The organism is Azospirillum sp. A1-3, from assembly GCF_023806445.1.
GTDB lineage: Bacteria > Pseudomonadota > Alphaproteobacteria > Azospirillales > Azospirillaceae > Azospirillum.
Genome location: NZ_JAMSLU010000004.1, coordinates 136889 through 160019, shown reverse-complemented (window position 1 = coordinate 160019; position 23131 = coordinate 136889). Strand labels below are relative to the sequence as shown.

Annotated in this window: 21 protein-coding genes; 5 read left to right on the top strand and 16 right to left on the bottom strand. The window is 68.7% G+C overall.

What is annotated here, in order from left to right; translation table 11 throughout:
- Positions 1 to 6 precede the first annotated feature (6 nt).
- From M5E06_RS22160 to M5E06_RS22100, 13 genes are all read right to left on the bottom strand, one after another.
- On the bottom strand, positions 7 to 690 hold the full coding sequence (locus M5E06_RS22160; RefSeq protein WP_252140038.1) for a hypothetical protein: 684 nt from the start codon (positions 688 to 690) through the stop codon (positions 7 to 9).
- A 62-nt stretch (positions 691 to 752) separates the two neighbouring features.
- Positions 753 to 2294, bottom strand: coding sequence for a tetratricopeptide repeat protein (locus tag M5E06_RS22155; protein ID WP_252140037.1), 1542 nt, complete (start codon positions 2292 to 2294; stop codon positions 753 to 755).
- A gap of 166 nt (positions 2295 to 2460) precedes the next feature.
- Entirely contained in the window at positions 2461 to 5439 is a 2979-nt protein-coding gene (locus tag M5E06_RS35645) for a tetratricopeptide repeat protein (protein WP_286208927.1), read from the bottom strand.
- A gap of 7 nt (positions 5440 to 5446) precedes the next feature.
- Positions 5447 to 7672, bottom strand: coding sequence for a polysaccharide deacetylase family protein (locus M5E06_RS22145; protein ID WP_252140036.1), 2226 nt, complete (start codon positions 7670 to 7672; stop codon positions 5447 to 5449).
- 134 nt (positions 7673 to 7806) lie between these two features.
- Positions 7807 to 8691 (bottom strand): glycoside hydrolase family 191 protein, encoded by an 885-nt coding sequence (locus M5E06_RS22140; RefSeq protein ID WP_252140035.1) that lies wholly within the window; start codon positions 8689 to 8691, stop codon positions 7807 to 7809.
- 33 nt (positions 8692 to 8724) lie between these two features.
- A complete protein-coding gene (locus M5E06_RS22135) occupies positions 8725 to 9651 on the bottom strand; it encodes an NAD-dependent epimerase/dehydratase family protein (RefSeq protein ID WP_252140034.1) in 927 nt (308 codons plus the stop codon).
- A gap of 75 nt (positions 9652 to 9726) precedes the next feature.
- Positions 9727 to 10113, bottom strand: a complete 387-nt coding sequence (locus M5E06_RS22130) for a response regulator (protein ID WP_252140033.1) — start codon at positions 10111 to 10113, stop codon at positions 9727 to 9729.
- 347 nt (positions 10114 to 10460) lie between these two features.
- Positions 10461 to 11528 (bottom strand): copper-containing nitrite reductase, encoded by a 1068-nt coding sequence (gene nirK, locus M5E06_RS22125; protein WP_252140032.1) that lies wholly within the window; start codon positions 11526 to 11528, stop codon positions 10461 to 10463.
- Positions 11529 to 11674: 146 nt separating this feature from the next.
- The gene (mog, locus tag M5E06_RS22120) at positions 11675 to 12223 is read right to left on the bottom strand and encodes a molybdopterin adenylyltransferase (protein ID WP_286208926.1); all 549 of its coding nucleotides are present in this window, start codon (positions 12221 to 12223) and stop codon (positions 11675 to 11677) included.
- A gap of 19 nt (positions 12224 to 12242) precedes the next feature.
- Positions 12243 to 14159 (bottom strand): nitric oxide reductase activation protein NorD, encoded by a 1917-nt coding sequence (locus tag M5E06_RS22115; protein ID WP_252140031.1) that lies wholly within the window; start codon positions 14157 to 14159, stop codon positions 12243 to 12245.
- Positions 14160 to 14183: 24 nt separating this feature from the next.
- The gene (locus M5E06_RS22110) at positions 14184 to 15020 is read right to left on the bottom strand and encodes a CbbQ/NirQ/NorQ/GpvN family protein (RefSeq protein ID WP_252140030.1); all 837 of its coding nucleotides are present in this window, start codon (positions 15018 to 15020) and stop codon (positions 14184 to 14186) included.
- Positions 15021 to 15084: 64 nt separating this feature from the next.
- The gene (locus M5E06_RS22105) at positions 15085 to 16434 is read right to left on the bottom strand and encodes a cbb3-type cytochrome c oxidase subunit I (protein ID WP_109156391.1); all 1350 of its coding nucleotides are present in this window, start codon (positions 16432 to 16434) and stop codon (positions 15085 to 15087) included.
- Positions 16435 to 16447: 13 nt separating this feature from the next.
- On the bottom strand, positions 16448 to 16900 hold the full coding sequence (locus tag M5E06_RS22100; RefSeq protein WP_109156390.1) for a c-type cytochrome: 453 nt from the start codon (positions 16898 to 16900) through the stop codon (positions 16448 to 16450).
- Positions 16901 to 17147: 247 nt separating this feature from the next.
- Here M5E06_RS22100 and M5E06_RS22095 point away from each other — a divergent pair, with 247 nt between their 5' ends.
- From M5E06_RS22095 to M5E06_RS22085, 3 genes are read left to right on the top strand one after another with little or no spacing between them, the layout of a single operon-like run.
- Positions 17148 to 17747 carry a cytochrome c oxidase subunit 3 gene (locus M5E06_RS22095; RefSeq protein WP_252140029.1) on the top strand — a complete coding sequence of 200 codons (600 nt, stop codon included), beginning with the start codon at positions 17148 to 17150 and terminating at the stop codon, positions 17745 to 17747.
- Positions 17748 to 17758: 11 nt separating this feature from the next.
- On the top strand, positions 17759 to 18061 hold the full coding sequence (locus M5E06_RS22090; protein ID WP_252140028.1) for a cytochrome C oxidase subunit IV family protein: 303 nt from the start codon (positions 17759 to 17761) through the stop codon (positions 18059 to 18061).
- A gap of 26 nt (positions 18062 to 18087) precedes the next feature.
- Positions 18088 to 18243 carry a hypothetical protein gene (locus M5E06_RS22085; RefSeq protein WP_167393274.1) on the top strand — a complete coding sequence of 52 codons (156 nt, stop codon included), beginning with the start codon at positions 18088 to 18090 and terminating at the stop codon, positions 18241 to 18243.
- Between the two features lie 6 nt (positions 18244 to 18249).
- On the opposite strand, the gene M5E06_RS22080 is transcribed toward M5E06_RS22085, so the two are convergent.
- The 3 genes from M5E06_RS22080 to kynU are packed head-to-tail and all read right to left on the bottom strand — an operon-like array spanning position 18250 to position 21121.
- Complete coding sequence (locus M5E06_RS22080) at positions 18250 to 19083, bottom strand: hormone-sensitive lipase (protein WP_252140027.1); 834 nt, start codon at positions 19081 to 19083, stop codon at positions 18250 to 18252.
- Complete coding sequence (kynA, locus tag M5E06_RS22075) at positions 19080 to 19931, bottom strand: tryptophan 2,3-dioxygenase (protein ID WP_252140026.1); 852 nt, start codon at positions 19929 to 19931, stop codon at positions 19080 to 19082. Before kynA ends, M5E06_RS22080 begins: the two co-directional genes overlap by 4 nt.
- Positions 19928 to 21121 carry a kynureninase gene (kynU, locus tag M5E06_RS22070; protein ID WP_252140025.1) on the bottom strand — a complete coding sequence of 398 codons (1194 nt, stop codon included), beginning with the start codon at positions 21119 to 21121 and terminating at the stop codon, positions 19928 to 19930. The genes kynA and kynU overlap by 4 nt, the downstream gene beginning before the upstream one ends.
- A gap of 183 nt (positions 21122 to 21304) precedes the next feature.
- Between kynU and M5E06_RS22065 the strand changes: the two genes are divergently transcribed.
- A complete protein-coding gene (locus tag M5E06_RS22065; protein ID WP_252140024.1) occupies positions 21305 to 22477 on the top strand; it encodes an amino acid aminotransferase in 1173 nt (390 codons plus the stop codon).
- Between the two features lie 17 nt (positions 22478 to 22494).
- Complete coding sequence (locus tag M5E06_RS22060) at positions 22495 to 23124, top strand: YitT family protein (RefSeq protein WP_109153422.1); 630 nt, start codon at positions 22495 to 22497, stop codon at positions 23122 to 23124.
- The last annotated feature ends 7 nt before the right edge of the window (positions 23125 to 23131 follow it).

Genomic DNA, 23131 nt, shown 5'->3' with positions numbered 1-23131 from the left:
GCACGCTCACTCGCGGTGCAGGTCGTTGGAGAAGTCGCTGTCGGAGGCGCGGCCGGCCTGGGCCGGGGGATACGCCGAAGTGGGCACGGCGGGTGCGGCGACCACCGGCCGCAGGCTGTCGATCATGCGGGTCACCACCCGCTGGGCGACGTTGTTGACGCTGTCGCGGCTGAAATAGCCGCGGCCGGCCTCCGACTGGCTGGAGGTCCACAGCACGGCGCCGTCGGAGCTGCGGACCAGCCGGGCGTTCAGGCCGACCACCGGCTCCTCGCGCAGGCCATGCTGGTAACCATATTCCGACACGCTGCCGGACAGCACCGCATCCACTCCCAGCGTCCGGCCGGCGGCCTGGGCGTCCGGCGGGGCGGCGTCGGCCGGCGCATCGGTTGCGGCGGCTGCGTCGACGGTGGGCTTGGCGGCGGACAGGCGGCTGCGGACGCGGGACGCATCCATGCTGCGGAGGCCGTCGACGCCGTACAGTTCGGTGGAGACGATGTCGGCGGCGATCTGGCCGGCGTTGGGATGGTTGGTCAGATTTTCGAAGGGCAGGACGGCGACGGTCGAGCCGGCCGGCAGCACGGCGCCCGGCTGGGCGAAGTCGCGGCTGTTGATCCGGCCGAAGCTGCAGCCCGCCAGCAGCAGCCCCACCGCCAGCAGCGCCCCGCAGGCCCGCACACCCTTGCCCGTCATTCCCACACCCTCTCGCCTCATCACCAGCCCACCTTTTTTAACCATAAAGTGTTGACACACCGTCAATAACGCCAGACCAGCGTGACACCCGCGCTGTTCACCGCGCTGGCCGTGCCGCGCGAGGTGGAGCGGGCATGGCTGGCCCGGAAATTCAGCTCCAGATTGTCCGCTGGTTCCCATCCCAGCGAGACGGCGCCCTGCGGTCCGCTGCGGCCCCGCCGGTCATAGGCGTAGCCGACCTGCACCGCATAGCGGACGTAATCGGTCAGGTAATCCTCGGCATTCAGCTGCAGCGCATGAACCTCGCGCGTCGCCGCCGGCAGCGGGACGTAGGGCTGGCCGAGCGCGTCCTGCCGTTCCTCGCGGCGGGCGACATATTCGGCGTCCAGCACATAGGCGACGCTGGTCAGCGGACCCGCCACGTTCAGCGTGTAGCGGAGCGATCCCTCCACCGTCGCGCTGCGCGCCAGATCGGCGTCGCCGGCAAGGCCATAGCGGTTGTAGCCGGCGCCCAGCGACAGGAACCAGCGGTCGGACAGCCGGTCCTCATGCTGGACGAACAGGCGGTCGCGCCGGCCACCGTCGACGATGCCCTCCAGAAAGGCGAAGCTCGGCTCGCTCCAGGCGAAGCCGGCGCGGGTCTCCGTTTCCTCACCGCGCCAGCCTTGGATGAAGCCGGCACCCAGCGTCTGCGGCGCGGCGTAGAGCGACAGGGTGGAGCGTTCCGCCTCCGGCCAGTCATGGACCAGCGCCGCCTCCAGACGGGAGCGGGCGCCGTGGAAAGGCTCAAGCCGGCCATCTTCGCGGCGGGCGGCGTCGACATCGACCTCGCGACGCTCAAGGCTCCAGGTGAAGGCGGTGGAGCGGCCGAGCTCCTGCACGCCGCTGAAGCGGGCGATGCGCTGCATGTCGGCGTTGCGCACCTTTTGCCAATCGATGTCGAGGCGGCTGCGATCCCCATTCTCGTGCAGAAGCAGCGCCTTGCCCTGGATCAGGGAGGGTTCGTCGGGCGTCAGTTCCAGCGCGGTGTCATAGGCCCGGATCGCTTCGCGCCAGCGGCCGAGCCGTTCCTCCGCCTGGGCGAGCAGCGCCGTGGATTGAGCATCGTTGGGATCCTGTTCCAGCAGGTCGCGCAGCAGGTTCCGCGCCGGGCGGACGTCGCCGCCCTCCATCAGCGCCAGCGCGCGGAAATAGTCGAGACGCCGGCCGGCGGCACGATCGGCGGCCTGCGCCTCGCGGCTGGGGGCGGCGGCGGGGGCACGGTTCAGGGCGACGCTGAGGCCGGTGCGATCGGTCGCAACCGTCGCCTCGACACCGGTGGCGAGCACCAGGACGACGCTGTCATAGCCGTAGAGGATGTTGTCGACCCAGGACTCCAGCCGCTCCGGCACGCGGTCGAGCGCGACCTCGCCGAGTGGGCGGTTGAAGCGCAGGATCAGTTCGCGGCCGTCGCGCTGGATTTCGGTGGCGACCGGGCCGGGCCAATGCAGGGCGAAATGGGCGGCGCGGTCCTCACGCACGGCTTCGAGGCGGGCAGCCGATTGGGCGTAGGCGGGGGTCGCGGCGAGGAGGGTTAGGGCGAGGGCGAGCACACCCGCCCTCAATCCCCTCTCCCCCCCGGGGAGAGGGTTAGGGTGAGGGGGATGCGTGGCGAGGATTCTCGGGAAGCCACGCGGTGCATCCCCCTCACCCTCCCCGCGCCACGGGCGCGGGGTCCCTCCCTCTCCCCGGGGGGGAGAGGGGATGGAAAGCGGGGGAGTTAAGAGGCGATTACGGAAGGGCCAGGACACGGCGGGCCTCCGGCAGTCGTCCGTTTTCGATCAGCATCGAGGCGTAGTCGGCCCTCAGTTGGCGGTCGGTCGGGCGGCGCTTGCGCAAGCCCTCGAACAGAGCCACGGCGTCGTCGACCTTGCCCAGCCGGTTCAGCAAATTCGCTTCCGTCTGGACAGCCGCGTCGCCACGGCCGGCGCGGTGGCGCAGCTGGGACAGGGCGGTGCGGTAGAACGGAACCGCCGCGGCCGGACGCTTCAGCGCTGTCAGCGCCTCGCCCAGGAAATAATAGGCTTCGTAATCGTCGGGGCCGGTGGCGACGTAGCGGCGCAGCAGCCGTTCGGCGTCGGCGAGGCGGTTCTCGTCATAGGCCAGCATGCCGAGCTGGCGCAGCGCGTCGGCATCGTCGGGCTTGCGCGCCAGCAGGGCGGTCCAGGCCTGGGCGGCGGCGGCGCGCTGCCCGGTCTGCTCGGCGAGGCGGGCGTAGCGGCGCAGGCGGTCGGGGGCGGCTTCTTCGGGAACGGCGGTGCGCAGGGCCTGGGCCAGTTCCTTGCCCTTGCCGGCCGCCGCCAACGCCTCGATGTAGGGGGCCTTCAACGCCGGTTGCACCGGAGCGGCCCCCTGGCCGGCGAGCCCGGCGATAACGCGGCGCCCGCCGCCATACTCGGCGAGGCGGTCATACCATGCCGCCTGTTCGGCCGGGCTGGACGCCGCCTTGGCCCGCGCCTCGATCCAGTCCAGACCGGCGGCAGGCGGGCGCGGTCCCCAAAGATAGGCGAGCTGCCGGAAATCCTCACTCTGCGGCCCCTGCCCGGCCGCCAGCCGCTGCAGGGCCTGCTCCGCCCCCGCTTTGTCGCCAAGCGTCAGCAGAGCGGAGACCGGCTCCCGCCGCTTGTCGGCGGGCAGACGGCTGTCGGTGGCACGCGCCAGCAGATAGCGGCGCAGGTCGGCCTTGCGGCCAAGCGTCGTCAGCGTGTCGCGGTAAAGCGCATCCTCCGCCTCGGCCAGCGGGGCGGCGGCGGCCCGGCTTTGCAGCAAGGCGGCGAGGTCGGGCAGCGCATTGGCCTTGGCCGCCGCATCGGCATAAACGCCGAGCCAATCCCCGCCCTGCCCCTCGGCCCAGCTGCGCAGAAGCGGGAGGGCGGCGCGATAGGCCTTGTCGTCGAGCAGCATGGTGACGATGGCCTGCTGGTCCGCATCGGACAAATTGCCCTTCGCCAGCTTGGCGGTCAGGTGACGGGTCAGTTCCTCCGACCGGCCGGCGCCGGCCAGCGCGGCGATATAGGCGGCCTCCACCTCCGTGCCGCCATCCGCCAGCAGCGGGGCCAGCAGCGGCAGCGCCTCGGCGGGCTTGCCGGTGGCCGTCAGGGCGTTGGCGAGGGCCAGACGGCTGCGCGGCGAGGGATCGAGCGCGAAGGCGCGTTGCGAGGCGGCAAGGGCAAGCGCCGCCGCCGAGGGGGAATTGACGGCGCGTTCGGCGGCGCTGCCGGCGATGTCCTGCAACAGGCCGATCGGCAGTTTGGGTTGCCCGGCCAGCCAATCGGCGACGGCGGTGGGATCGCCGGCTTTGGCCGCCAGCCGGGCCCAACCCTGGCCAGCGGCCGGCGACGGCGTGGTCTGCCGCCGGGCGGTGAACCAGGAGAGCCCGGTCGGCGCGCGGTCGAGGTCGATGAACAGGGCGGCAAGCTCCTCCAACTGCTCGTCGGGAATGCCGCCGGACAGCGGCAGCCGGTCGAAGGCAGCGGTCGCCGCGCCATGGCGGCCGGCACGGTCGAGGATGCGAATGGCGGCCAGCTGGTCGCCGGGGGTCAGCCCGCCGCCGGCAAGGCCGCGCTCCGCCCATCCCGCGGCGGCGGCGGGGTCGCCGCGGCCGAGCGCGATGTTGGCGGCCAGCAGCGGATAATCGTCCAGGAATTCGTCGCCCAACTCGCGATAGAGGCGGTCGGGAAAGCTGCGGTCACCCTCGCGCAACGCGCTTTCCGCCAGCCCGGCGAGGACCCAGTCGGGCACCAGATGCAGGTCGCGCCCCTTGGTCGCCGCCAGCGCCGGACGAAGCAGGCCGGCATTCACCTCCAGCGCCAGCAGCCGCCCGAACTGGACATCCTCGACCGGGCCGGGAAGCGCCGACAGGCGGGTCCGCGCCTCCTCCCGGCGGTCGGCGGCGATCAGCAGGTCGATGTAGGTCAGCTCCAGCGCCAGCACAGGATTGCGCCCCGTCACCTGTGGTTCGATCAGCCGCAGGGCGAGGTCGGGGCGGGACGCCGCAGCAAGCTGGCTCGCCAGACCGATCATGTCGGCGACGGTGGGATTCTCGCCCAGCCAGCGCCGGGCACGGTCGAATGCCTCCTCCTCGCGGTCGAGGTCGATCAGCAGGCTCATCAGCAATTCGCGGCTGTCGGGCTGGATCTCGCCCTTGGCACGGTCGTCGGCGCGCAACAGCCAGTCCACCGCCCCGGTAGGATCGCCGCGCGCGGCCAGCAGTGCCGCCAGTTCCTGCGGAGCCTCGACATCATCGGGACGCAGGGTGCAGTAGCGGGTCAGCGCCTCCACCTTCAACGCCATCCGGTTGCGAAAGCCGGCGGCATAGGCGAGGTCGCGGTAGAGGTCGGCGCTGTGGCGCAGCTCCGCCAGGGCCTTCAGGTTTTCCAGATAATCGCCGGGCCGCTGCGCATCCTGGTAGAGGCGGTTCAGCAACTCCCGCGCTTCGACGGAGGACGGCTCGGCAGCGACGAACTCCTCGGTCAGGGCGATGGTGCGCTCGACGTCGCCCTGGGCCAGCGACAGGCGGGTCAGCGGCATCACCGTGGTGCCGCTGCGGTCGCCGGCGGCATAGCGCTGCTCGTAGACCGCGCGGGCGCTGTCGTAATCGCGGTCGCGGAACTTCTGCAGGGCAAGCTCGCCGCTGTGCGGGATCAGCAGCAGGCTGGCACCGATGCCCACGAGCAGCACCAGCAGAACGACGAGGATGTTCGCGCGCATCGCCGCCCTACCCCGCCGTGCCGCCAGAAGCGCCACCGGTCGGGCGGATCCGCAGCAGCAGCGGCGCGATGGCGGACACCGGCACCGTCAGCGCCAGCCGGCCGTCTGCATCCGCATCGGCGGTGCCGGACCACAGCCGGGCTCCGTCGCGCTCCGCCGTGACCGTCCAGCGGCCGGAGCGCGGCACATGCCAGACCATGGCGCCCTCGCCATAGCCGGTGGCGGCGACGCGGAAGCCCTGCCCTTCTGCGGCAAGCGCGGAAAAGGCCCAACGTCCCTGGACCAGATAGGGCGCTGCGGCCGGCGGGTCGCGGTCGGCGCGGTCGGTCTCGGTCAGTGCCACCACTGGCTCCGCCACCGCCGGGTCGAGCGTCACATAGAGGCTGCCCTGGCTGTGGCGCTGGCCCAGCACGCCAATGGAGCGGGTGAAATCGATCGCGCTGGCGCTGGCATGGTCGAAGCGCAGCGTGTTCAACGCCCGGCGATCCAGCACGCGCCAGCGCCGCCCGACATCCGCCCCGCTTGGCAGCGGCTCGAACCGGGTGGTGTAGAAACCTTCGGCGATGCGGGCGTAGGTGGAGGCGGCGACGGGCGCCAGCTCCTGCTCACGGGCGGCGGTCAGCACCGAGACCAGCGCGTTCAGGCTGGCCGCCTTCTGGCCGCTGTACATGTGGTAATAGACGTTGAAGGGCTTCAGCCGGATCGGGCTGCCGGCGTGGCGCATCGTGTTGATCAGATTGCGGTAGCCGTAGAAGCGGCCGGTCCACAGCTCGGTATAGGTGTTCTCGTTGCTGCCGGCGGCGTAGATCTGCCGCTCCGCCCCCACCGGCAGGCCGACCGGCGGCAGGCCGGTGATGGAGGGGAAATCGGCATCGAAGCGGGCGTCGCCGCCGTTGATGTTGACCCCGCCCGCCTTGCGCACCGCGGCCAGCGCCGCCTCGAACGGCGAGGTGTCGCCCGACCATTGCACCAGAACCGCCCGCTTGCCGGTCGGGGCCAGCCGGGTGAAGTAATCCAGCGCGCCGCCGATCTCCTGGTCGAGGTCGAAGGGCTGCTGCAGATAGGCGCGCGGCACGGCATAGCGGCCGATGTCCGACACCTCCCCCGCCTCCTCCGCCGCATGGTCGTCGGCCTTGCCGGGGCGATAGCTGCTCTCGCGGTTGAGGAAGGGCGCCTCGTTCTGCCGGCTGTAATCCTTGAAGAAGGACCACTGGAACGGGTGGGTCCAGGTGTGGCTGGACGGCTCCACCTGCGGCAGGGCGAACAGCTTCTTCGCGGCCTCCAGAGAGTCCGGCGTGCCCTTCCATGTCGGGTCGAGGTCGCCGACGATGGGGGCGACGCTGACCGGCAGGTCGGGAAAGGGTTCGATGGCGGCGGTGCGCACCATGTCGGCGGACAGCACGCGGCGGGCGGCATAGGGCGCCACCTCCGTCACGTTGCGCCAGCCGTCGCCGTCGATGTGGCTGAAATAGATGCGCCGGCCCGACAGGGTGGTGACGTCGGGCTTCGGCAGGTCGTCGGTGGCGAAGCTGTCGCGGAAGAAGGCGAAGGGATCGACGATCCATTGCCGGCGGTTGTACTCGGCGTCGAAATGGCGGCCGTAACCGTCGGTGACCAGGCCGCCGGACGGGCCGGTGACCACCAGATGGCTGTCGCTGGCCGGATCGTCGCCGCGCCGCATCACCAGATGGGAGGCGAAGCGCTCGTCGGTCTTGCGGAACAGCGGATAGCCGGGCAGCACCCCCGACAGCGGCCGTTCGAACCCGATCATGCCGTCGGCCAGCGCCGGCCGGGATTTGTAGGTCAGGTCGGAATAGCCGTCGTCGTCGCGCAGTCCGAACCGGGCGAAGAAGCGGTTGGAAAGCGCCAGCGGCACCGGCTTGCCGCCGCGCTCCAGCCGCACGCCCGACTGGCCCAGGACGGCAAAACGGACGCCGCGGTCCATCGCCCGTCCGGCCCAGGCGATGTAGGCGCCGACATCGGTGAAGGGCTCCCCCGCGAACCAGCTGACGACACCGCGCAGGTCGGGATAGCGCGACAGGTCGGGCAGCCCGTCGGCGACGTTCCAATAGACCACCGACAGGCCGAGATGGTTCAGCGGCAGTTCCACCATCGTGTGGATGCGGCTGAGACGGATCGTGCTTTCCTCGCGCAAATCGACCAGCGCCAGGATGGTGCGCGGCACCGTCTGCTGGGCCGTCGTCGCTGTCGGGGGCGGGTCGGCAGCGAGCACGGGAAGGGCCGTGGCGGGCAGAAGCAGGGCGAGGGTGAGGGCCGCGGCTTGGAATGCGCAGGTCGTCCAAACCGGGATAATCTCCCTCTCCCCCCCGGGGAGAGGGGATCTCTTGCTGCGTCGCAGAAAGGCTCTCACCGCGGCGGCTCCGGGATCAGGCGGTCGAGTTCGACCGTCGAGACGTAGGGGGAAAAGCCGTTGGCGCGCTGCAGATCGTAGATGGCCCGGATGCCGGCGGCGTCGGCCGGATCCCAGTAATCCAGGGTATGGAGGGAGAGCCGGGGATTCAGCGCCCCGGCGCCCTTCAATGCCTCGACCTGAAACCGGTAATCCTCGGCGCTCTGGCGGTGCGGGCGCTTGGCGGCGAAATCCCAGCCGGCATAGACGCTCTCGCCCAGCACATGGCTCAGCAGCGGGGCGGTCTGCGGCAGGATTTCATAGGCGCGGTTCTGCATCAGGCCGATGTCAGGCCAGTTGCGGCGGATGGCGCGCACCAGTGCCGCCGCCGCGTCGGTCATGCCGCGCCAGCGCTTCGCGTCGGTGCGCTCCAGATGCGGCGGGTTGTCGAGCGTGTCGAGGAAGACGCCGTGGAAGCCCTGGCGCAGGATGGCGGGGACCAGTTCCTCCACCACCAGCTTGACCCAGCGGCGGTCGCGCACGTCGACATAGAAGCTGCCGGGCCAGTTGGGGTTTTCCTGGTCCAGAATGCCCCAGGCCTTCACCCGCTCGAACCAGGGGCGGTGCGTCTCGACCTCGCCCACGCTGAGATAGCCGAGCAGGATCTTGCCGCGGTCGGCAAGCGGCGAAAGCGGCGGGTGGGTGCGGCTGTCCAGCACCAGAAGCCGGTAGGGCTGGAAGGCGGACAGCGGGGCCGCGTCGGCGTAATAGACCGCCCAAGGGGATGCGGAAGCTTGACCGGAATCCGCGGCCCGCAGGCCCCTGTTGGGCAGCGCCAGCAGCGCCGCACCCGACATCAGCCCCCCGGCGACAGCCCGCCGCCCGATCGAACCACCGGTCACGCCACCCCTATCCTTTGCTCAATGCTCTCTTGCTCAGCCAAGCCACGCCAGCGTCTGGCGCAGCCCATCCTCCAGCGGCGTGTCGCAGCTCATGCCGAAGGCGGCGACCAGACGGGACGGATCGCCGATGGACACCCGGATGTCGCCCGGCCGTGCCGGACCATGACGCCGGTCGAGCGGCCGGCCCGACAGCTCCGCCAGCACCTCCGCCAGCCGGTTGACCGAGGTCGGGCGGCCGGTGCAGACGTTGTAGACGGGCGCGCCGGACTGCGGACGGTCCATCGCCGCGGTCAGATATCGCACCAAGTCCTTTACAAAGATGAAATCCCGCACCTGCTCGCCGTCGCCGTTGATGGTGATCGGCTCCCCGCGGGCGATCTTGCCGGCGAAGATGGAGATGACGCCGGAATAGGGCGATTTCGGGTCCTGGCGCGGGCCATAGACGTTGAAGAAGCGGAAACCGGCGGTCGGCACGCCATGCACCCCGTCCGCCACCCGCGCATGCAGCTCGCAGCCCAGCTTGTCGGCGCCATAGGCGGACAGCGGGCGGGTCGCCGCATCCTCGGTCAGCGGCATGTTCGGGTTGTCGCCATAGACGGCGGCGGAGGAGGCGTAGATCACCGGGACCGGCCCGGCCGGGTTGGCGCGGCGGGCGGCATCGAAGACGGCGATGGTGCCGGACAGGTTGGCGTGATGGGTCTCCAGCCACGCCTCGCGCGAGCGGTCGACAGAGGCGACGGCGGCCAGATGGAAGCAGCCATCCACGCCGGCCATCGCCGACCGAACCACCTCGGCATCGGCCACATCGCCGACGGTGACCGGCACGCCATCCTGCAGGTTCTCGCGCTTGCCGGTCGACAGATCGTCGAGCACCCGCACCTCGTGCCCGGCCGCCAGCAGCCGCTCGATCAGGTGCGAGCCGATGAAGCCGCAGCCGCCGGTAACCAGATAACGCGCCATCGCCGCGGCTCCTCCTCTTTTGCGTGTGTTTTGGGTGATACGCGAAGTCAGAGCCGCCGGATCAGATCTTGCGGCTCAAGTGCCGAGGAAACCGGCGACCGCGGCCTGGAATTCCTTGGGCTTGATCGGCTTGGAGACATGGCCGTCGAAGCCGGCATCGGCCAGCCGGCGCTTGTCGGCGGGCGTGGCGAGGTTGGTGACGGCAATGACCGTCGTGGCGGCGAGATCGCCATCGGCGCGGATCTGCCGGATCAGGTCCAGCCCGGACAGGCCGGGCATGACGATGTCCATCACCACCAGATCGGGCGCCATGTCGCGCATCAGGTCCAGCACGGAGGAGGCGTCGGACGCCTCGACGACGGTGAAGCCGCCTTCCTCCAGGCAGCGGACGAAGAGCTTGCGCATCAGCACATTGTCCTCGACCACCAGGATCGTCCGCGTCTTTTCGACCGTGTCCGCCATCTCGCCATCCGACCTTTGCGGCGTGAGCGGCATGGCCGGCGGCGGGCATGGCGCAACACGCGACCCTACGCTGCACATCCCTACCGGTATTCACGCATTTTTGGCTGTGTAACTCTTTCGATCAGCCGGGTCAAGCAGGCCGAAGGCGCGGCGCCCGCAAGCTGGCCCCGTGCAGGCTGGTTCGTTCGCCTGCTTCGCCGACGCCATCGCCGAGGACCGGCAAACCGGCCTGTTCGGCGGGCCGCGGGTGACTGTGCTGCTCCAGGGATCGTGGTTGATCCTGCACGCACGAAAAAAGCCGCCCTCCCCTGCGGGAGAGCGGCTTTTTTTCACAGCAGACGACGTGCTTAGTGCTTCATTTCGCCGAGCTGCTTGCGGCTGTCGCCGCTCTTGTCCTTGATGATGGTGTCGTCCGGCTTGCCTTCGACTTCCAGGATGCCGATCAGGCCCTTGGTGGCGCGGCTGAGCGCATGGTCGACCAGGGCGTACTTGCCGGGATACTCGACCTTGAACTCCACCATGGTGGCGCCGCCGGGGGCGACGGTGACGGTCTGGATGCCCTTCGACGGCTCGCTTTCCAGGCCACCCAGGTTATAGACCTTGTCGAAGATTTCGCCGATGACGTGGAAGGAGGAGGTCAGGTTCGGGCCGCCGACGCCGAAGAACAGGCGGACCGTCTCGCCGACCTTGGCCTTCAGCGGCTTGTCCTTGGTCAGCGCGCCGACGGTGCCGTTGAACACCAGGTAGCTCGGACGCTCGTTGACGAGGCCGTCATAGTCGTCCTCGGCATTCGCCTGGTTCTTCGCCTTGGTGGCGTAGATTTCCTGCTGCATCACGTAGAATTCGTGATCGACCGGCGGCAGACCGGCTTCCGGCTCCACCACGATCAGGCCGTACATGCCCTTGGAGATGTGGTGGGCGACCATCGGCGTGGCGCAGTGATAAACGAAGACGCCCGGCGTCAGAGCCTTGAAGCTGAAGGACTTGGTCTGGCCAGGTTCCACCTGGGTGATCTGGCCGCCGCCGAGGAAGCCGGTCGCGGCGTGGAAGTCGACGGAGTGGTTCATCGTCGATTCCGGCGCGTTGGAGATGGAGACGTCCACCGTATCGCCAACCCGCACCCGCACCATCGGACCCGGAACCGTGTTGTTGAAGGTCCAGTAGGTATAGGAGGTGCCGTCGTCGAGGATGGATTCGACCTCGGACGTGTTCAGCTGCACCTTGTGGGTCTTCGGCGCCCGCTTGCCGGCCTTCTCCGGTGCCGGGACGGCCGCCGGATCCTGGACGACGCTGACCGTGGGCTGCTTGACCTTCGGGTCGGCATAGAGCGTTTCAGCCGCCGAAGCGGCACCGATACCGGACAGAAGCATCAGGGCGGCGGCACTGACAGTGACGAGAGAGAGCTTGGTCTTCATGGCGTCGTCTCGGTTGAGTGTTTCTTGTGAGGGAATATTCACCCCATCTCCGAGACCTCTGCTTGACCGCCGTCAAGTGGAAGAACTGGACGCTATTTTGTCGCAGCTATCCTTTATTTCCACACAAACTATGATGATTTCGCATATTAGGATTTTGGCCGGAACGCGACGCAGATTTTCGGGTCGGTTTCGATCCGCCCGGCGCCGATCAGATCGAGGCAATAGGGGATCGCGGGAAATACCGCCATCAGGCAATCATGGATTGCGGACGGCTTGCCCGGCAGGTTGACGATCAGGCTGCGGCCGCGGATGCCGGCGGTCTGGCGCGACAGGATGGCGGTCGGTACGACCCGCAGACTGACCGAACGCATCAGTTCGCCGAAGCCCGGCATCATCTTGTCGCAGACCCGCTCCGTCGCCTCCGGTGTCACGTCGCGCGGGGCCGGGCCGGTGCCGCCGGTGGTCACCACCAGATCGCAGCCCGCAACGTCGCACAGCTCAGTCAGTGTGGCGGCGATCAGGTCCAGCTCGTCCGGTATGACCCGCGCCTCCGCCACCCAGGGGGAGGTGACGATGCGCGTCAACTCCTCCCGGATGGCCGGGCCGCCCTTGTCCTCGTAGACGCCACGGCTGGCGCGGTCGGAGATGGTGACGATTCCGATCTTCACGGGTCCGATCTGCACCGGTTCGCTCATGGTCGATGGTCCTTTTCGGTCAGGCGGCGCAGGCGACCTGCCGGTACAGCGCCGGCAGCGCCTTGGTCAGGTGGGAAACCTGCGGGAATATGGCATAGGCGCCGCGCCCGAACAGATAGGGGATGTAGTCGCGTGCCTGGGCATCGACGGTGATGGCGAAGACCGCCAGCCCGTCGCGCCGCGCCTCGCGGATCGCTTGCCGGGTGTCCTCGATGCCGTAGCGGCCTTCGTAATGGTCCACGTCGTTGGGCTTGCCGTCGGTCAGCAAGACCAGCAGCCGGTGGCGGTTAGGCCGTTCGGCAAGCTGGGCGGTGACATGGCGGATCGCCGCACCCATGCGGGTGTAATAGCCGGGCTTCAGCGCACCGATGCGGCGGGTGACGGTGGCGCCCAGCGGTTCCTCGAAGCCCTTCAGCGTCTGCACCCGCACCCAGTCGCGCCGGCGCGAGGTGAAGGAATAGAGCGCATGGTCGTCGCCGCAGGCGGTCAGGCCGTGGGTCAGCGCCAGCAGCGCCTCCTTCTCCACATCCAGGACGCGGCGGCCCTCGATCCAGCCGTCGGTCGACAGGGAGCCGTCGACCAGCACCGCCACCGCCAGATCGCGGGCGGCGCTGCGCACCTGCTGGTGCACGCGGTCGCTGCCGCAGCCGCCGGCCTGGAGATCGGCCCGGCTGCGCACCAGGGCGGCCAGATCCAGCTCATCGCCGTCGGCCTGCCCGGTGAACAGCATGCGGCGCGGGCGCAGCGCCTCGAACTGGCGGCGGACCTGCCGGATGCGGCGCTGGGCGGCGGCGTCGGGCTGCCAGGACTCGCCGTCGGCCGGTGCCGTCTCGGCAATCACCCGGCAATGGTTGGGAAGATGCGCCTGCCGGCCATGGTCCCATTCGGGATAGCTCAGGGTCGCCACCAGCGGCGTGTCGTCCACCACCGGCGCGCCGAGGTCGAGGTCGAGCTTCAGCGTCGTCGACGCCTTGCGCTGATGCGCGCCCACGGCGATTTCGTCGAGGTCGTCGGCGGCCTTGCGGGCATTCTCCGCGTCGTCGTCATCGACCGCGCGCGGAATGTTCAGCGCCTCGGCGAGGCTCAGCATCTTTTCGAAGCGGTTGAGAATCAGCGGGTCGTTGCGCTGGATCTGGTCTGTCTGGCGGCGGGTCGCGGCGCGGCGGCGCTGGTCGCCCTCGGCCGCCTGCCCGCCCTCGCCGGGGCTGTCGGTCGCGGCGGCGGCATCGCGCTCGGCACCCGGTGCGACGAGGCCCCACAGCGGCACCGGCAGCATGCGGGCATAGCCATAGGGGGCGGTGAAATCAGACAGCGGCACAGTCGGCGCAAGCATACGCGCGCCTTCGCTGGTGACGGCACCGGCGCCGAGCAGCGCCATGGCGGCGCGCTCGACATCGGCCTCCACCGGTGGCAGGCGGCGGGCGGGCCGGGTGGCGGCGACGGCGCGGGCCAGTTCCTCGTGCATGCCGGACAGGCCGGGCCAGCGCGTCAGCACCCGCACCGTGGTGGCCGCCGCGCTGCGCAGCGCCTGCAGGTCGGCCTGCAGCGGGTCGGCGGGAGCCGGTTCGGCTTCGGCATGGGCGAAGAAGGCGGCCAGCCATTCATAGAGCCGCTCGTTCAGCGCCGAATCGGGGAACAGGTCGATGGCCGTCGGCAGCTGGAGCACATTGCCGTCGAGCGCCGCCCGCTCCACCCGCTCCTCCCCCAGACCGATGCGGCCGAGCAGCGACAGCCGGTGCCCGGACACCGCTGCGGACCCGGCGGCAAGCCGCACCCCGCGGTCGCCGCCCAGCGCCCGGAAGAACACCGCCAGCCGCGGACGCATGGTTTCCAGCGTCACCGCGGCGTCCGGATGATGCGGGTAGCTCGACCGCCCGCCGATCAGGCGGTGCCACAGACGGCCGACGGTCTCTTCCGGCTCGAAGAACTCCAGCATGACGATGCCCTCCGCCCTTTCCGATCAGCCCAGCGTGACCTCGGCAACGCGCAGCAGGGCGGCGCGGATGTCCGGATCGTCGGTCAGCGGTTCGATCAGAGCGGCGCGGATGGCGCGTTCCGGCTTCATGCCGGAGCGGATCAGCGTGGCGCAGTAGATCAGCAGACGGGTCGACACGCCCTCTTCCAGATCCTGGCCCTTCAGGGCGCGCAGGGCATTGGCGAGCCGCACCAGCGGGGCGACGCGGTTTTCGGGCAGGCCGCTTTCAGTGGCGACGATGGGAATCTCGCGCTCGGGCGCGGGGAAATCGAACTCGACGGCCAGGAAGCGCTGGCGGGTGCTGGGCTTCAGCGCCTTCAGCACATTCTGGTAGCCGGGATTGTAGGACACCACCAGCATGAAGCCCGCGGGCGCTTCCAGCGTTTCGCCGGTGCGGTCCAGCGGCAGGATGCGGCGGTCGTCGGTCAGCGGGTGCAGCACGACGGTGACGTCCTTGCGCGCCTCCACCACCTCGTCGAGATAGCAGATCGCGCCTTCGCGGACGGCACGGGTGAGAGGCCCGTCGGCCCAGACGGTGTCGCCGCCCTTCAGCAGGTAGCGGCCGGTCAGGTCGGCGGCGGTCAGGTCGTCGTGGCAGGACACGGTGTAGAGCGGGCGGCCGAGCTTGGCGGCCATATGGGCGACGAAGCGGGTCTTGCCGCAGCCGGTCGGCCCCTTCAGCAAAAGCGGCAGGCGGTGGTTGTAGGCATGCTCGAACAGCGCGCACTCGTCGCCCGTCGGCTGATAGTAGGGCAGATCGGCGCTGTTGGCGGCATCGGCGGTTTCAGGCACGACGGCAAGAGGGGCGGCGCTGCGGATCATGGGAAACTCCTGAAAAACGGACGGCCCCCGCCGCGGATGCGAACGGGGGCCGGAGGTTCGAGGCTTACTCGGCCGCCTGGAGGCCGCCGGCGACGGCAACCGGACGCTCTTCACGGGCCGGGCCGAAGATGGCGTAGAGGTAGACCACCACGCCGATCCCGACGGCGACGCCGCCGCCCAGACGCAGCCAGTAGAACATGGCGATCTGTTCCTGGACCTCCATGTAGCCCAGCCCCATCACGCGCTGCAGGTGGGTCTGCACGATGCCGGCGGCGGTCAGGGCGAAGGTCATGAAGGCCATGCCGCCGCTCATCAGCCAGAAGCTCCAGATGTTGAGCGTCTGGTTGTAGGGCGCCCGGCCGCGCAGGTAGGGCATGGCGTAGGTGATGATGGCGAGGTTGATCATCGCATAGGCGCCGTAGAAGGCGAGGTGCCCGTGCGCCGCGGTGACCTGGGTGCCGTGGGTGTAGTAGTTGATCGGGGCCAGCGTGTGCAGGAAGCCCCACAGCCCGGCGCCGAAGAAGGCGAAGACCGCGCAGCCCAGCGACCACAGCATCGCCGCCTTGTTCGGGTGACGACGGCCGCTCTTCCACACCATCAGGAAGGCGAAGACGACCATGGTGAAGAAGGGAGCGACTTCCAGCGTGGAGAACAGCGAGCCGATCCACTGCCAGTAACCGGGCGTGCCGATCCAGTAATAGTGGTGGCCGGTGCCGAGGATGCCGCTGAACAGGGCCAGGCCGACCATGGCGTACAGCCACTTCTCGACCACTTCACGGTCGACGCCGGTCATCTTGATCATCAGGAAGGCGAGGATGGAGGCCAGCACCAGCTCCCACACGCCCTCGACCCACAGATGGACGACGTACCACCAGTACATCTTGTCCAGCGCCAGGTTGCCCGGGTTGTAGAAGGAGAACAGGAAGAAGATGGCGATGCCCCACATGCCCACCAGCAGGATGTTGGTGATGACCGTGCGGCGGCCCTTCAGCACCGTCAGCGTGACGTTGTAGAGGAACATCAGCGCGACGACGACGATGGCGGCCTTGATCCACAGGGGCTGTTCGAGGAACTCGCGCCCTTCATGGATGCGGAAGACGTAGCCGACGACGGCGGCCAGCGCGCCGAAGACGAACAGGCCGAGCTGGATCAACGCCAGTTTCGGGCTGTGCAGCTCGGTTTCAGCTTCTTCCGGGATCAGGTAATAGGCGGCGCCGAAGAAGCCGATCAGCAGCCAGACGATCAGAGCGTTGGTGTGGATCATCCGGATGATGTTGAAGGGCAGCAGCTCCGACATCGTGTTGGGCAGAACATAGACGGTGCCGGCCAGGAGACCCACCAGGATCTGCACACCGAACAGCCCCATGGCCGCCGCGAAGTAATAGAGGGCGACTTTTTGTGATTCGTACTTCATGACGAAAATCTCCTCAGCCCGACAGCTTGGGCGGCCAGTTCTGGGTGTTGATGCGGCTGGTCCATTCCAGGAAGGCGGCGAGATCCTCGACCTCCTTCTCAGACAGGTTGAACTGCGGCATCTGGCGCCGGCCTTCGATCCCGGAGGGCTGGGCCGCCATCCAGGCCTTCAGTGCCATCACCGCACCTTCAGGGTCCTTGTCGCCGCCGTAACGCAGCCAGACGTTGCCCAGCTCGGGTGCGAAATAAGCGCCCTCGCCCAGCAGCGTGTGGCAGTTGATGCAGGAATTCTTTTCCCACACATGCTTGCCGCGGGTGACCGCCTCGGTCAGCCCCTTCTTGTCGGTGCTGGTGTTGACGATGTAGTTGTGGCTAAGCGCGGTCATCGTGACAAATGTCGCAAAGAAAAATAGCGATCCGCCATAGAAGATGTTGCGCGCGGCCGCCTTGGTAAAGCGTTCGGTCATCGCTCGGGATCCCTGGAAGTCTCGATCTGTCGGTCGAGTGGGGTCGGTTCGGGAGGCGTTGGTTGCGCGAAGCCGCAGTCTGGAAGCAGGGGCCGGAAGACGGGCGTCGCAGCGTCTTACCGCCACGGGTCGGACGAATAATTGACCGTGGAAGGAGGGCATTCCTTGACCGAGATCAAGCCGAATGGGGGATGGCGGACATATCATTCGCATACGTGATGACAAGGTTTGGACACGGGATTTGGAAATGGCCGACATCGAGATGACGGACCTGGAAATGGCGGGCCCGGACGAAAGGGCGAGCGGCCTTGCCGCCCTGCCCGGCAACCTGATGATGTGGATCCTGATTTTCAGCGAACTTGCGGTGTTCGGCGCAGCCTTCATCGGCTTCGCCGTCGCCCGGGTGCTGGACCCGGCGACCTTCGCCGCGGGTCAGGCCCATCTGAACGGCACGGCGGGCGCGCTGAACACCATGGTGCTGGTCACCAGCGGCTATCTGGCCGCCCGCGGCGTCGCCGCCGCCCGGCGCGGCGCGGTGGCGCAGGCCCGCCGGGCGATGCTGATCGCGGCGGCGGTCGGATCGGTGTTCCTGGCGGTGAAGGCGATGGAATATTCGGCGACGCTGGGCGCCGGCCTGACCATCGACACCAACACCTTCTTCACCCTCTATTTCCTGCTGACCGGCTTCCACGCCCTGCATGTGGTGCTGGGGATCGTCATCCTGCTGCTGGTCAGCCGCTCGGGCCCCGACACGCTGGTCGAGAATCTGGAGACGGGCGCGGCCTTCTGGCACATGGTCGATCTGGTCTGGGTGATCCTCTATCCGCTCGTCTATCTTATCCGCTGAGGAGACCGGCCATGACGTTTCTCAAGAAGTTCGACCGGCTGACGCTGTCCTGGCTGGTGCTGATCGGCCTGACCCTCGTCACCCTTCTGTTCGCCCGCCACGGCGATGCGGGCGGCAATGTCGGCATCGCCGGGGCGGCGCTGCTGCTGGCGCTGGCGGTGACCAAGGGGCGGGAAATCCTTCTGCATTACCTGGAACTGGACCAGGCCGGCCCGGGCTGGCGGCTGGCGATGACCGGCTGGCTGGTGTTGCTGTGCGGGGTCATCCTGCTGGTCACCGCCGCCGGCGCGCTGGGCTGGATCGGCCCGCACTGAGTCCCATCGAATAAGGAAAGCCGGCAATGACCGAAGCCAAGCTGGGCCTGATCCTGACCAGCGTCGCCGTCACCGTGGTGGCAGTGGCGCTCTACCGCCAGCGCGCGCTGGGACGCAACGGGCTGGTGACGGTGATCGCCGCCACCGCCGCCGTCTTCGCCGCAATGTTCTTCACCCAGTGATCCCGCTCACGCCGTCAGAAGCGTCGCCACCAGTTCGGAGTCCGGGTCCGTCAGATCGTCGATGACGTCGAAGTGGTGTCGCCCCTCGGCCAGCCGCAGAGCGGTCGCCACCCCCAGCCCGAGCCAGACGTTGGCAAGCAGTTCCGACTGACGGACGAACTCCGGCCGTTCATCGGCCCCCACCCAGCAGGTGATGCCGGTGCCCGGCCGGGGATGCAGCAGGGCCGGGCTTTCCGCCGCGGCCTCCGCCTTGTCGAGCCGCAGCGTGGCATTCATGCCGGTGTTCAGCAGCGGGCGCAGGTCGTGCAGGCCGCTGATCGAAACGACATGCGCGACCCGATCCCGGACCTCTTCCGACAGCCGGGCGTCGGCGCAGGCGAGCCGGCTGACCAGATGACCGCCGGCGGAATGGCCGGTCAGGCGCAGCGGCCCGGCCTGTGCCCTTGCGATGGTTTCCACCGCCCGCGCCACCTGCCGGGTGATGCCGGCGATGCGGTTTTCCGGGCACAGCGTGTAGGCGGGCATGGCGACCGCCCAGCCGCGCGCGAGCGGCCCGGCGGCCAGATGCGACCAGCGCCCCTTGTCGAAGGCCATCCAGTAGCCGCCATGGACGAAGACCACCGTTCCCTTGGCCGGCCCCTCCGGCCGGAACAGGTCGTAGCGTTCCCGCTCCCCCTCGCCATAGGGCAGGTCCAGCTCCGCCCGGCCGGCGCCGGCAATCTCCGCCCGGAAGGCGGCGGCCCGCTCCGCCCATCGCGCGGGGTAGGTGTCGCCGCCGGGAATGTAGGCGCTGTTGCTGTAGGCGTCGTCCCAATCCACGATCCTGTGCAAACCCGTCAAAGCACCGTCCTCACCCGCCAGAGTTCCGGGAAAAGCTCCACCGCCAGCATGTTGCGCAGGTAGGACACGCCGCCGGTCCCGCCGGTGCCGCGCTTGAAGCCGATCACCCGCTCCACCGTCGTGACGTGGTTGAAGCGCCAGCGGCGGAAGTAATCCTCGAAATCCACCAGCTTCTCGGCCAGTTCGTAGAGCGGCCAATGGGTTTCGGGCGACTGGTAGATGACTCGCCACGCCTCGGTCACGCCGTCATTGGGCTGGTGGGTCTGCGAGACGTCGCGCTCCAGAACCTCCGCCGGGACGGGAAGGCCGTTGCGGGCGAGCAGGCGCAGCGCCTCGTCATACAGGCTGGGGCGGGACAGTTCCTGTTCCAGCAGGGCATGGATTTCCGGACGGTGGGCGTGGGGCCGCAGCATCGCCGGATTGCGGTTGCCCAGCAGGAATTCGATCTCCCGGTACTGGTAGGACTGGAAGCCGGAGGATTGGCCGAGATCGTCGCGGAAGCGGGTGTATTCGCTGGGCGTCATCGTGCGCAGAACGTCCCAGGCCGAGTTCAGCTGTTCGAAGATGCGGGCGACGCGGGCCAACATCTTGAAGGCGGGCGACAGCCGGTCCTCGCGGATCGCCTCGCGGGCGGCGCGGATCTCGTAGACGGCCAGCCGCATCCACAGCTCCGACGTCTGGTGCTGGATGATGAACAGCATCTCGTCATGGGCGGTGGAACGCGGGAGCTGCGCCCCCAGGATGCGGTCAAGCTGCAGATAGTCGCCGTAGGACATCCGCCCATCGAACGCCATCTGCGCGCCTTCGGACGCCGGATCGTAAGGTCCCCTCTTGTCCTGCCCGCTCATGTCACGATCGCCTTCTTGTGGTATTCGGGCCGGTCCCAAAGCCCGCCGTCCATAACCTGCTTCAGAATCGCGACGGCGCCGCGCACTTCCGACTCGCCGATGTAGAGCGGGGTGAAGCCGAAGCGCAGCACGTCGGGCGCGCGGAAGTCGCCGATCACGCCGCGGTCGATCAGCGCCTGCATGATGGCGTAGCCCTGGGGATGGCGGAACGACACTTGGCTGCCGCGCCGGTCGCCCTCGCGCGGGGAGGCCAATTCCAGCATCGGGCATTGCGCCTCGACCAGCTCGATGAACAGGTCGCCCAGCGCGACGGAGGCGCGGCAGATGTCGGCCATGTCGACATCTTCCCAGACATCCAGCGCGGCGTCGAGCGCGGCCAGCGCGATCACCGGCGGGGTGCCGACGCGCATCCGCTCCACCCCGGCACCGGGGCGGTAGGAGGGGTCGAAGGCAAAGGGCGCCTCATGCCCCATCCAGCCGGACAGCGCCGGCCGCGCGGCTTCCGCATGCTGCGGGGCAACATAGATGAAGGCGGGAGCACCCGGCCCGCCATTCAGATACTTATAGGTGCAGCCGACGGCGAAATCCGCTCCGGCGCCGGCCAGATCGACCGGCAGCGCACCGGCGGAATGGGCGAGGTCCCACACCGTCACCACCCCCGCCGCATGGGCCTTGGCGGTCAGCGCGGCCATGTCGTGCAGGCGGCCGGTCCGGTAATCGACCTGGGTCAGCATCAGCACGGCGACATCCTCGCCGATGGCTCCCTCGACCTCCTCCGGCGCCACCACCTTCAGGACATGGCCGCGGCCCAGCGTTTCGATCAGCCCCTCCGCCATGTAGAGGTCGGTGGGGAAATTGCCGCTATCGGACAGGATCACCCGGCGGTCCGGCCGCATCGCCAGCGCGGCGGCGAGCGCCTGATAGACCTTGATCGACAGGGTATCGCCAACCACGACGCTGCCCTCCGGCGCGCCGATCAGGCGGGCGATGCGGTCGCCGAGTTTACGTGGCTGCACCATCCAGCCGGCGCTGTTCCAGCCGCGGATCAGCTGGCCGCCCCATTCATCCGCCAGGGTGCGGGCCACCCGCTCCTCGGCACCGATCGGCAGCGGCCCCAGCGAGTTGCCGTCGAGATAGATCACCCCGTCCGGAAGGCGGAAGCGGGCGCGGGTCTTGTGAAAATCGGTCATCGATCTGACTGCTCCTTCACGGTGGAGGATGCCCCGCAATTGATGGCATTGCAAATCGTTGCGATGCTCAAGCGTATCAGAAGAAATGAATTCACCATTGTCCCGAAGCCCGCGAAAGTGGAGGATCGCAGCAGCCGGATTTCACGGCCGCCATCACCGCCACCAAGGACCGGACGCACCGCCATGTTCAACGCGCTTTCCCGCCAACCCGACGACGCCCTGCTCGCCCTGATCGGGCTGTACAAGCAGGATCCGCGGCCGGGCAAGGTCGATCTCGGCGTCGGGGTCTACCGTGACGAGGAGGGGCGCACCCCGGTCTTCCGCGCGGTCAAGGCGGCGGAACGGCTGCTGCTGGAGGGGCAGGACAGCAAGTCCTATCTGGGGCTGGAAGGCGACGCGGGATATCTGGAGCGGCTGTGGTCGCTGGTGGGCGGCGCGGCCGGGACGAAGGTCACCGCGGCCGGCGTGCAGACCCCCGGCGGATCGGGCGCGCTGCGGCTGGCCGCCGACCTCGTCCTGCGCGGCGGGTCGAAGCGGGTGCTGGTCGGCCAGCCGACCTGGCCCAACCATGTCGGCATCTTCGCCGCCGCCGGGCTGGAGGTGGTGAGCCATCCCTTCTTCGACACCGCCAGCCAGACCGTGCTGTTCGACCGCATGATCGCGGCGTTCGAGGCGGCGCAGCCCGGGGACGTCGCCCTGCTGCACGGCAGCTGCCACAACCCGACCGGCGCGCCGCTGTCGCTTGACCAGTGGAAGACCATCGCGGCGGTGCTGGAAAAGCGCGGCGTGCTGCCGCTGGTCGATCTTGCCTATCAGGGCTTCGGCCGCGGGCTGGACGAGGATGCGGAGGGGCTGCGTTACCTGATCGGGGCGGTTCCGGAAACGCTGGTCGCGGTATCGTCGTCCAAGTCCTTCGGCCTCTACCGCGAGCGCACCGGCGCCATCTTCGCCGTCGCCGCGGCACCGGCCGCCGCCGACCTTGCCAAATCAAACCTTATGGCGCTGGCCCGCACCAGCTACTCCATGCCGCCCGACCATGGCGCCGCCGTGGTCCGCACCATCCTGAGCGACGCCGCCCTGACCGCCGACTGGACCGCCGAGCTGGACGGCATGCGCGCCCGCATCACCGGCATCCGCCACAAGCTGGCCGCCGGGCTGGCCGGCGCCTTCCCCGCCCTGACGGCGGTGGCGGAGCAGGAGGGCATGTTCTCCCTGCTGCCGCTGACCGAGGCGGAGGTGCTGCGCCTGCGCGCCGACCATGCCATCTACATGCCGACCTCGGGCCGCATCAACATCGCCGGCCTGAAGACGGCCGAGGTGGACGATGTGGTGGCGAAGTTCGTAGCTCTTCGTTGAAGTGAGGACGGACGACGATGGCCGCGACCCTCCAGGCCCCGCCCGCCGCGGTGGAGCGTCACCAGCTGTATGAAGACGCGCTCGCCATGCTGATGGGCACGCTGTTCATCGCGCTGGGCATGCTGATCTATTCCAAGACGATGCTGCTGACCGGCAGCACCGCCGGCTTGGCGCTGCTGCTGAGCTACATCACCAAGGTTCAGTTCGGCATCATCTTCTTCGCGATCAACCTGCCCTTCTATTGGCTGGCCTGGAAGCGGCTGGGCTGGCAGTTCACGGCGCGCACCTTCATCGCCGTGGCGCTGGTGACCTTGTTCTCCCGCCTGACCGACCAGTGGGTGGGCTTCACCCATCTGGACCCCGTCTATGCCACGGTGGTGGGCAGCGGGCTTTGCGGCACCGGCCTCTTGATGCTGTTCCGCCACCGCACCGGCCTGGGCGGCGTCAACATCCTGGCGATCTACCTGCAGGAGACCTACGGCATCCGCGCCGGCTATTTCCAACTGGGCGTCGACCTCGCCATCCTGGGCGGCGCCTTCTTCGTTCTGGCGCCGGACCGGCTGCTGCTGTCGATCCTGGGGGCCGTCATCGTCAACATCACGCTGGCGATCAACCACAAGCCGGGGCGCTATCTCGGCATCAGCTGAGGCGTGA

Excerpts from the sequence above, each read along its gene's own strand:
- kynA (WP_252140026.1), bottom strand. The coding sequence starts at position 19,931 with ATGAGCGGGCAGGACAAGAGGGGACCTTACGATCCGGCGTCCGAAGGC.
- M5E06_RS22115 (WP_252140031.1), bottom strand. The coding sequence starts at position 14,159 with ATGCTGGAGTTCTTCGAGCCGGAAGAGACCGTCGGCCGTCTGTGGCAC.
- M5E06_RS22100 (WP_109156390.1), bottom strand. The coding sequence starts at position 16,900 with ATGACCGAACGCTTTACCAAGGCGGCCGCGCGCAACATCTTCTATGGC.
- M5E06_RS22065 (WP_252140024.1), top strand. The coding sequence starts at position 21,305 with ATGTTCAACGCGCTTTCCCGCCAACCCGACGACGCCCTGCTCGCCCTG.
- M5E06_RS22060 (WP_109153422.1), top strand. The coding sequence starts at position 22,495 with ATGGCCGCGACCCTCCAGGCCCCGCCCGCCGCGGTGGAGCGTCACCAG.
- mog (WP_286208926.1), bottom strand. The coding sequence starts at position 12,223 with ATGAGCGAACCGGTGCAGATCGGACCCGTGAAGATCGGAATCGTCACC.
- nirK (WP_252140032.1), bottom strand. The coding sequence starts at position 11,528 with ATGAAGACCAAGCTCTCTCTCGTCACTGTCAGTGCCGCCGCCCTGATG.
- M5E06_RS22085 (WP_167393274.1), top strand. The coding sequence starts at position 18,088 with ATGACCGAAGCCAAGCTGGGCCTGATCCTGACCAGCGTCGCCGTCACC.
- M5E06_RS22135 (WP_252140034.1), bottom strand. The coding sequence starts at position 9,651 with ATGGCGCGTTATCTGGTTACCGGCGGCTGCGGCTTCATCGGCTCGCAC.
- M5E06_RS22105 (WP_109156391.1), bottom strand. The coding sequence starts at position 16,434 with ATGAAGTACGAATCACAAAAAGTCGCCCTCTATTACTTCGCGGCGGCC.
- M5E06_RS22160 (WP_252140038.1), bottom strand. The coding sequence starts at position 690 with ATGACGGGCAAGGGTGTGCGGGCCTGCGGGGCGCTGCTGGCGGTGGGG.
- M5E06_RS22095 (WP_252140029.1), top strand. The coding sequence starts at position 17,148 with ATGGCCGACATCGAGATGACGGACCTGGAAATGGCGGGCCCGGACGAA.
- M5E06_RS22090 (WP_252140028.1), top strand. The coding sequence starts at position 17,759 with ATGACGTTTCTCAAGAAGTTCGACCGGCTGACGCTGTCCTGGCTGGTG.
- M5E06_RS35645 (WP_286208927.1), bottom strand. The coding sequence starts at position 5,439 with ATGCGCGCGAACATCCTCGTCGTTCTGCTGGTGCTGCTCGTGGGCATC.
- kynU (WP_252140025.1), bottom strand. The coding sequence starts at position 21,121 with ATGACCGATTTTCACAAGACCCGCGCCCGCTTCCGCCTTCCGGACGGG.
- M5E06_RS22130 (WP_252140033.1), bottom strand. The coding sequence starts at position 10,113 with ATGGCGGACACGGTCGAAAAGACGCGGACGATCCTGGTGGTCGAGGAC.
- M5E06_RS22110 (WP_252140030.1), bottom strand. The coding sequence starts at position 15,020 with ATGATCCGCAGCGCCGCCCCTCTTGCCGTCGTGCCTGAAACCGCCGAT.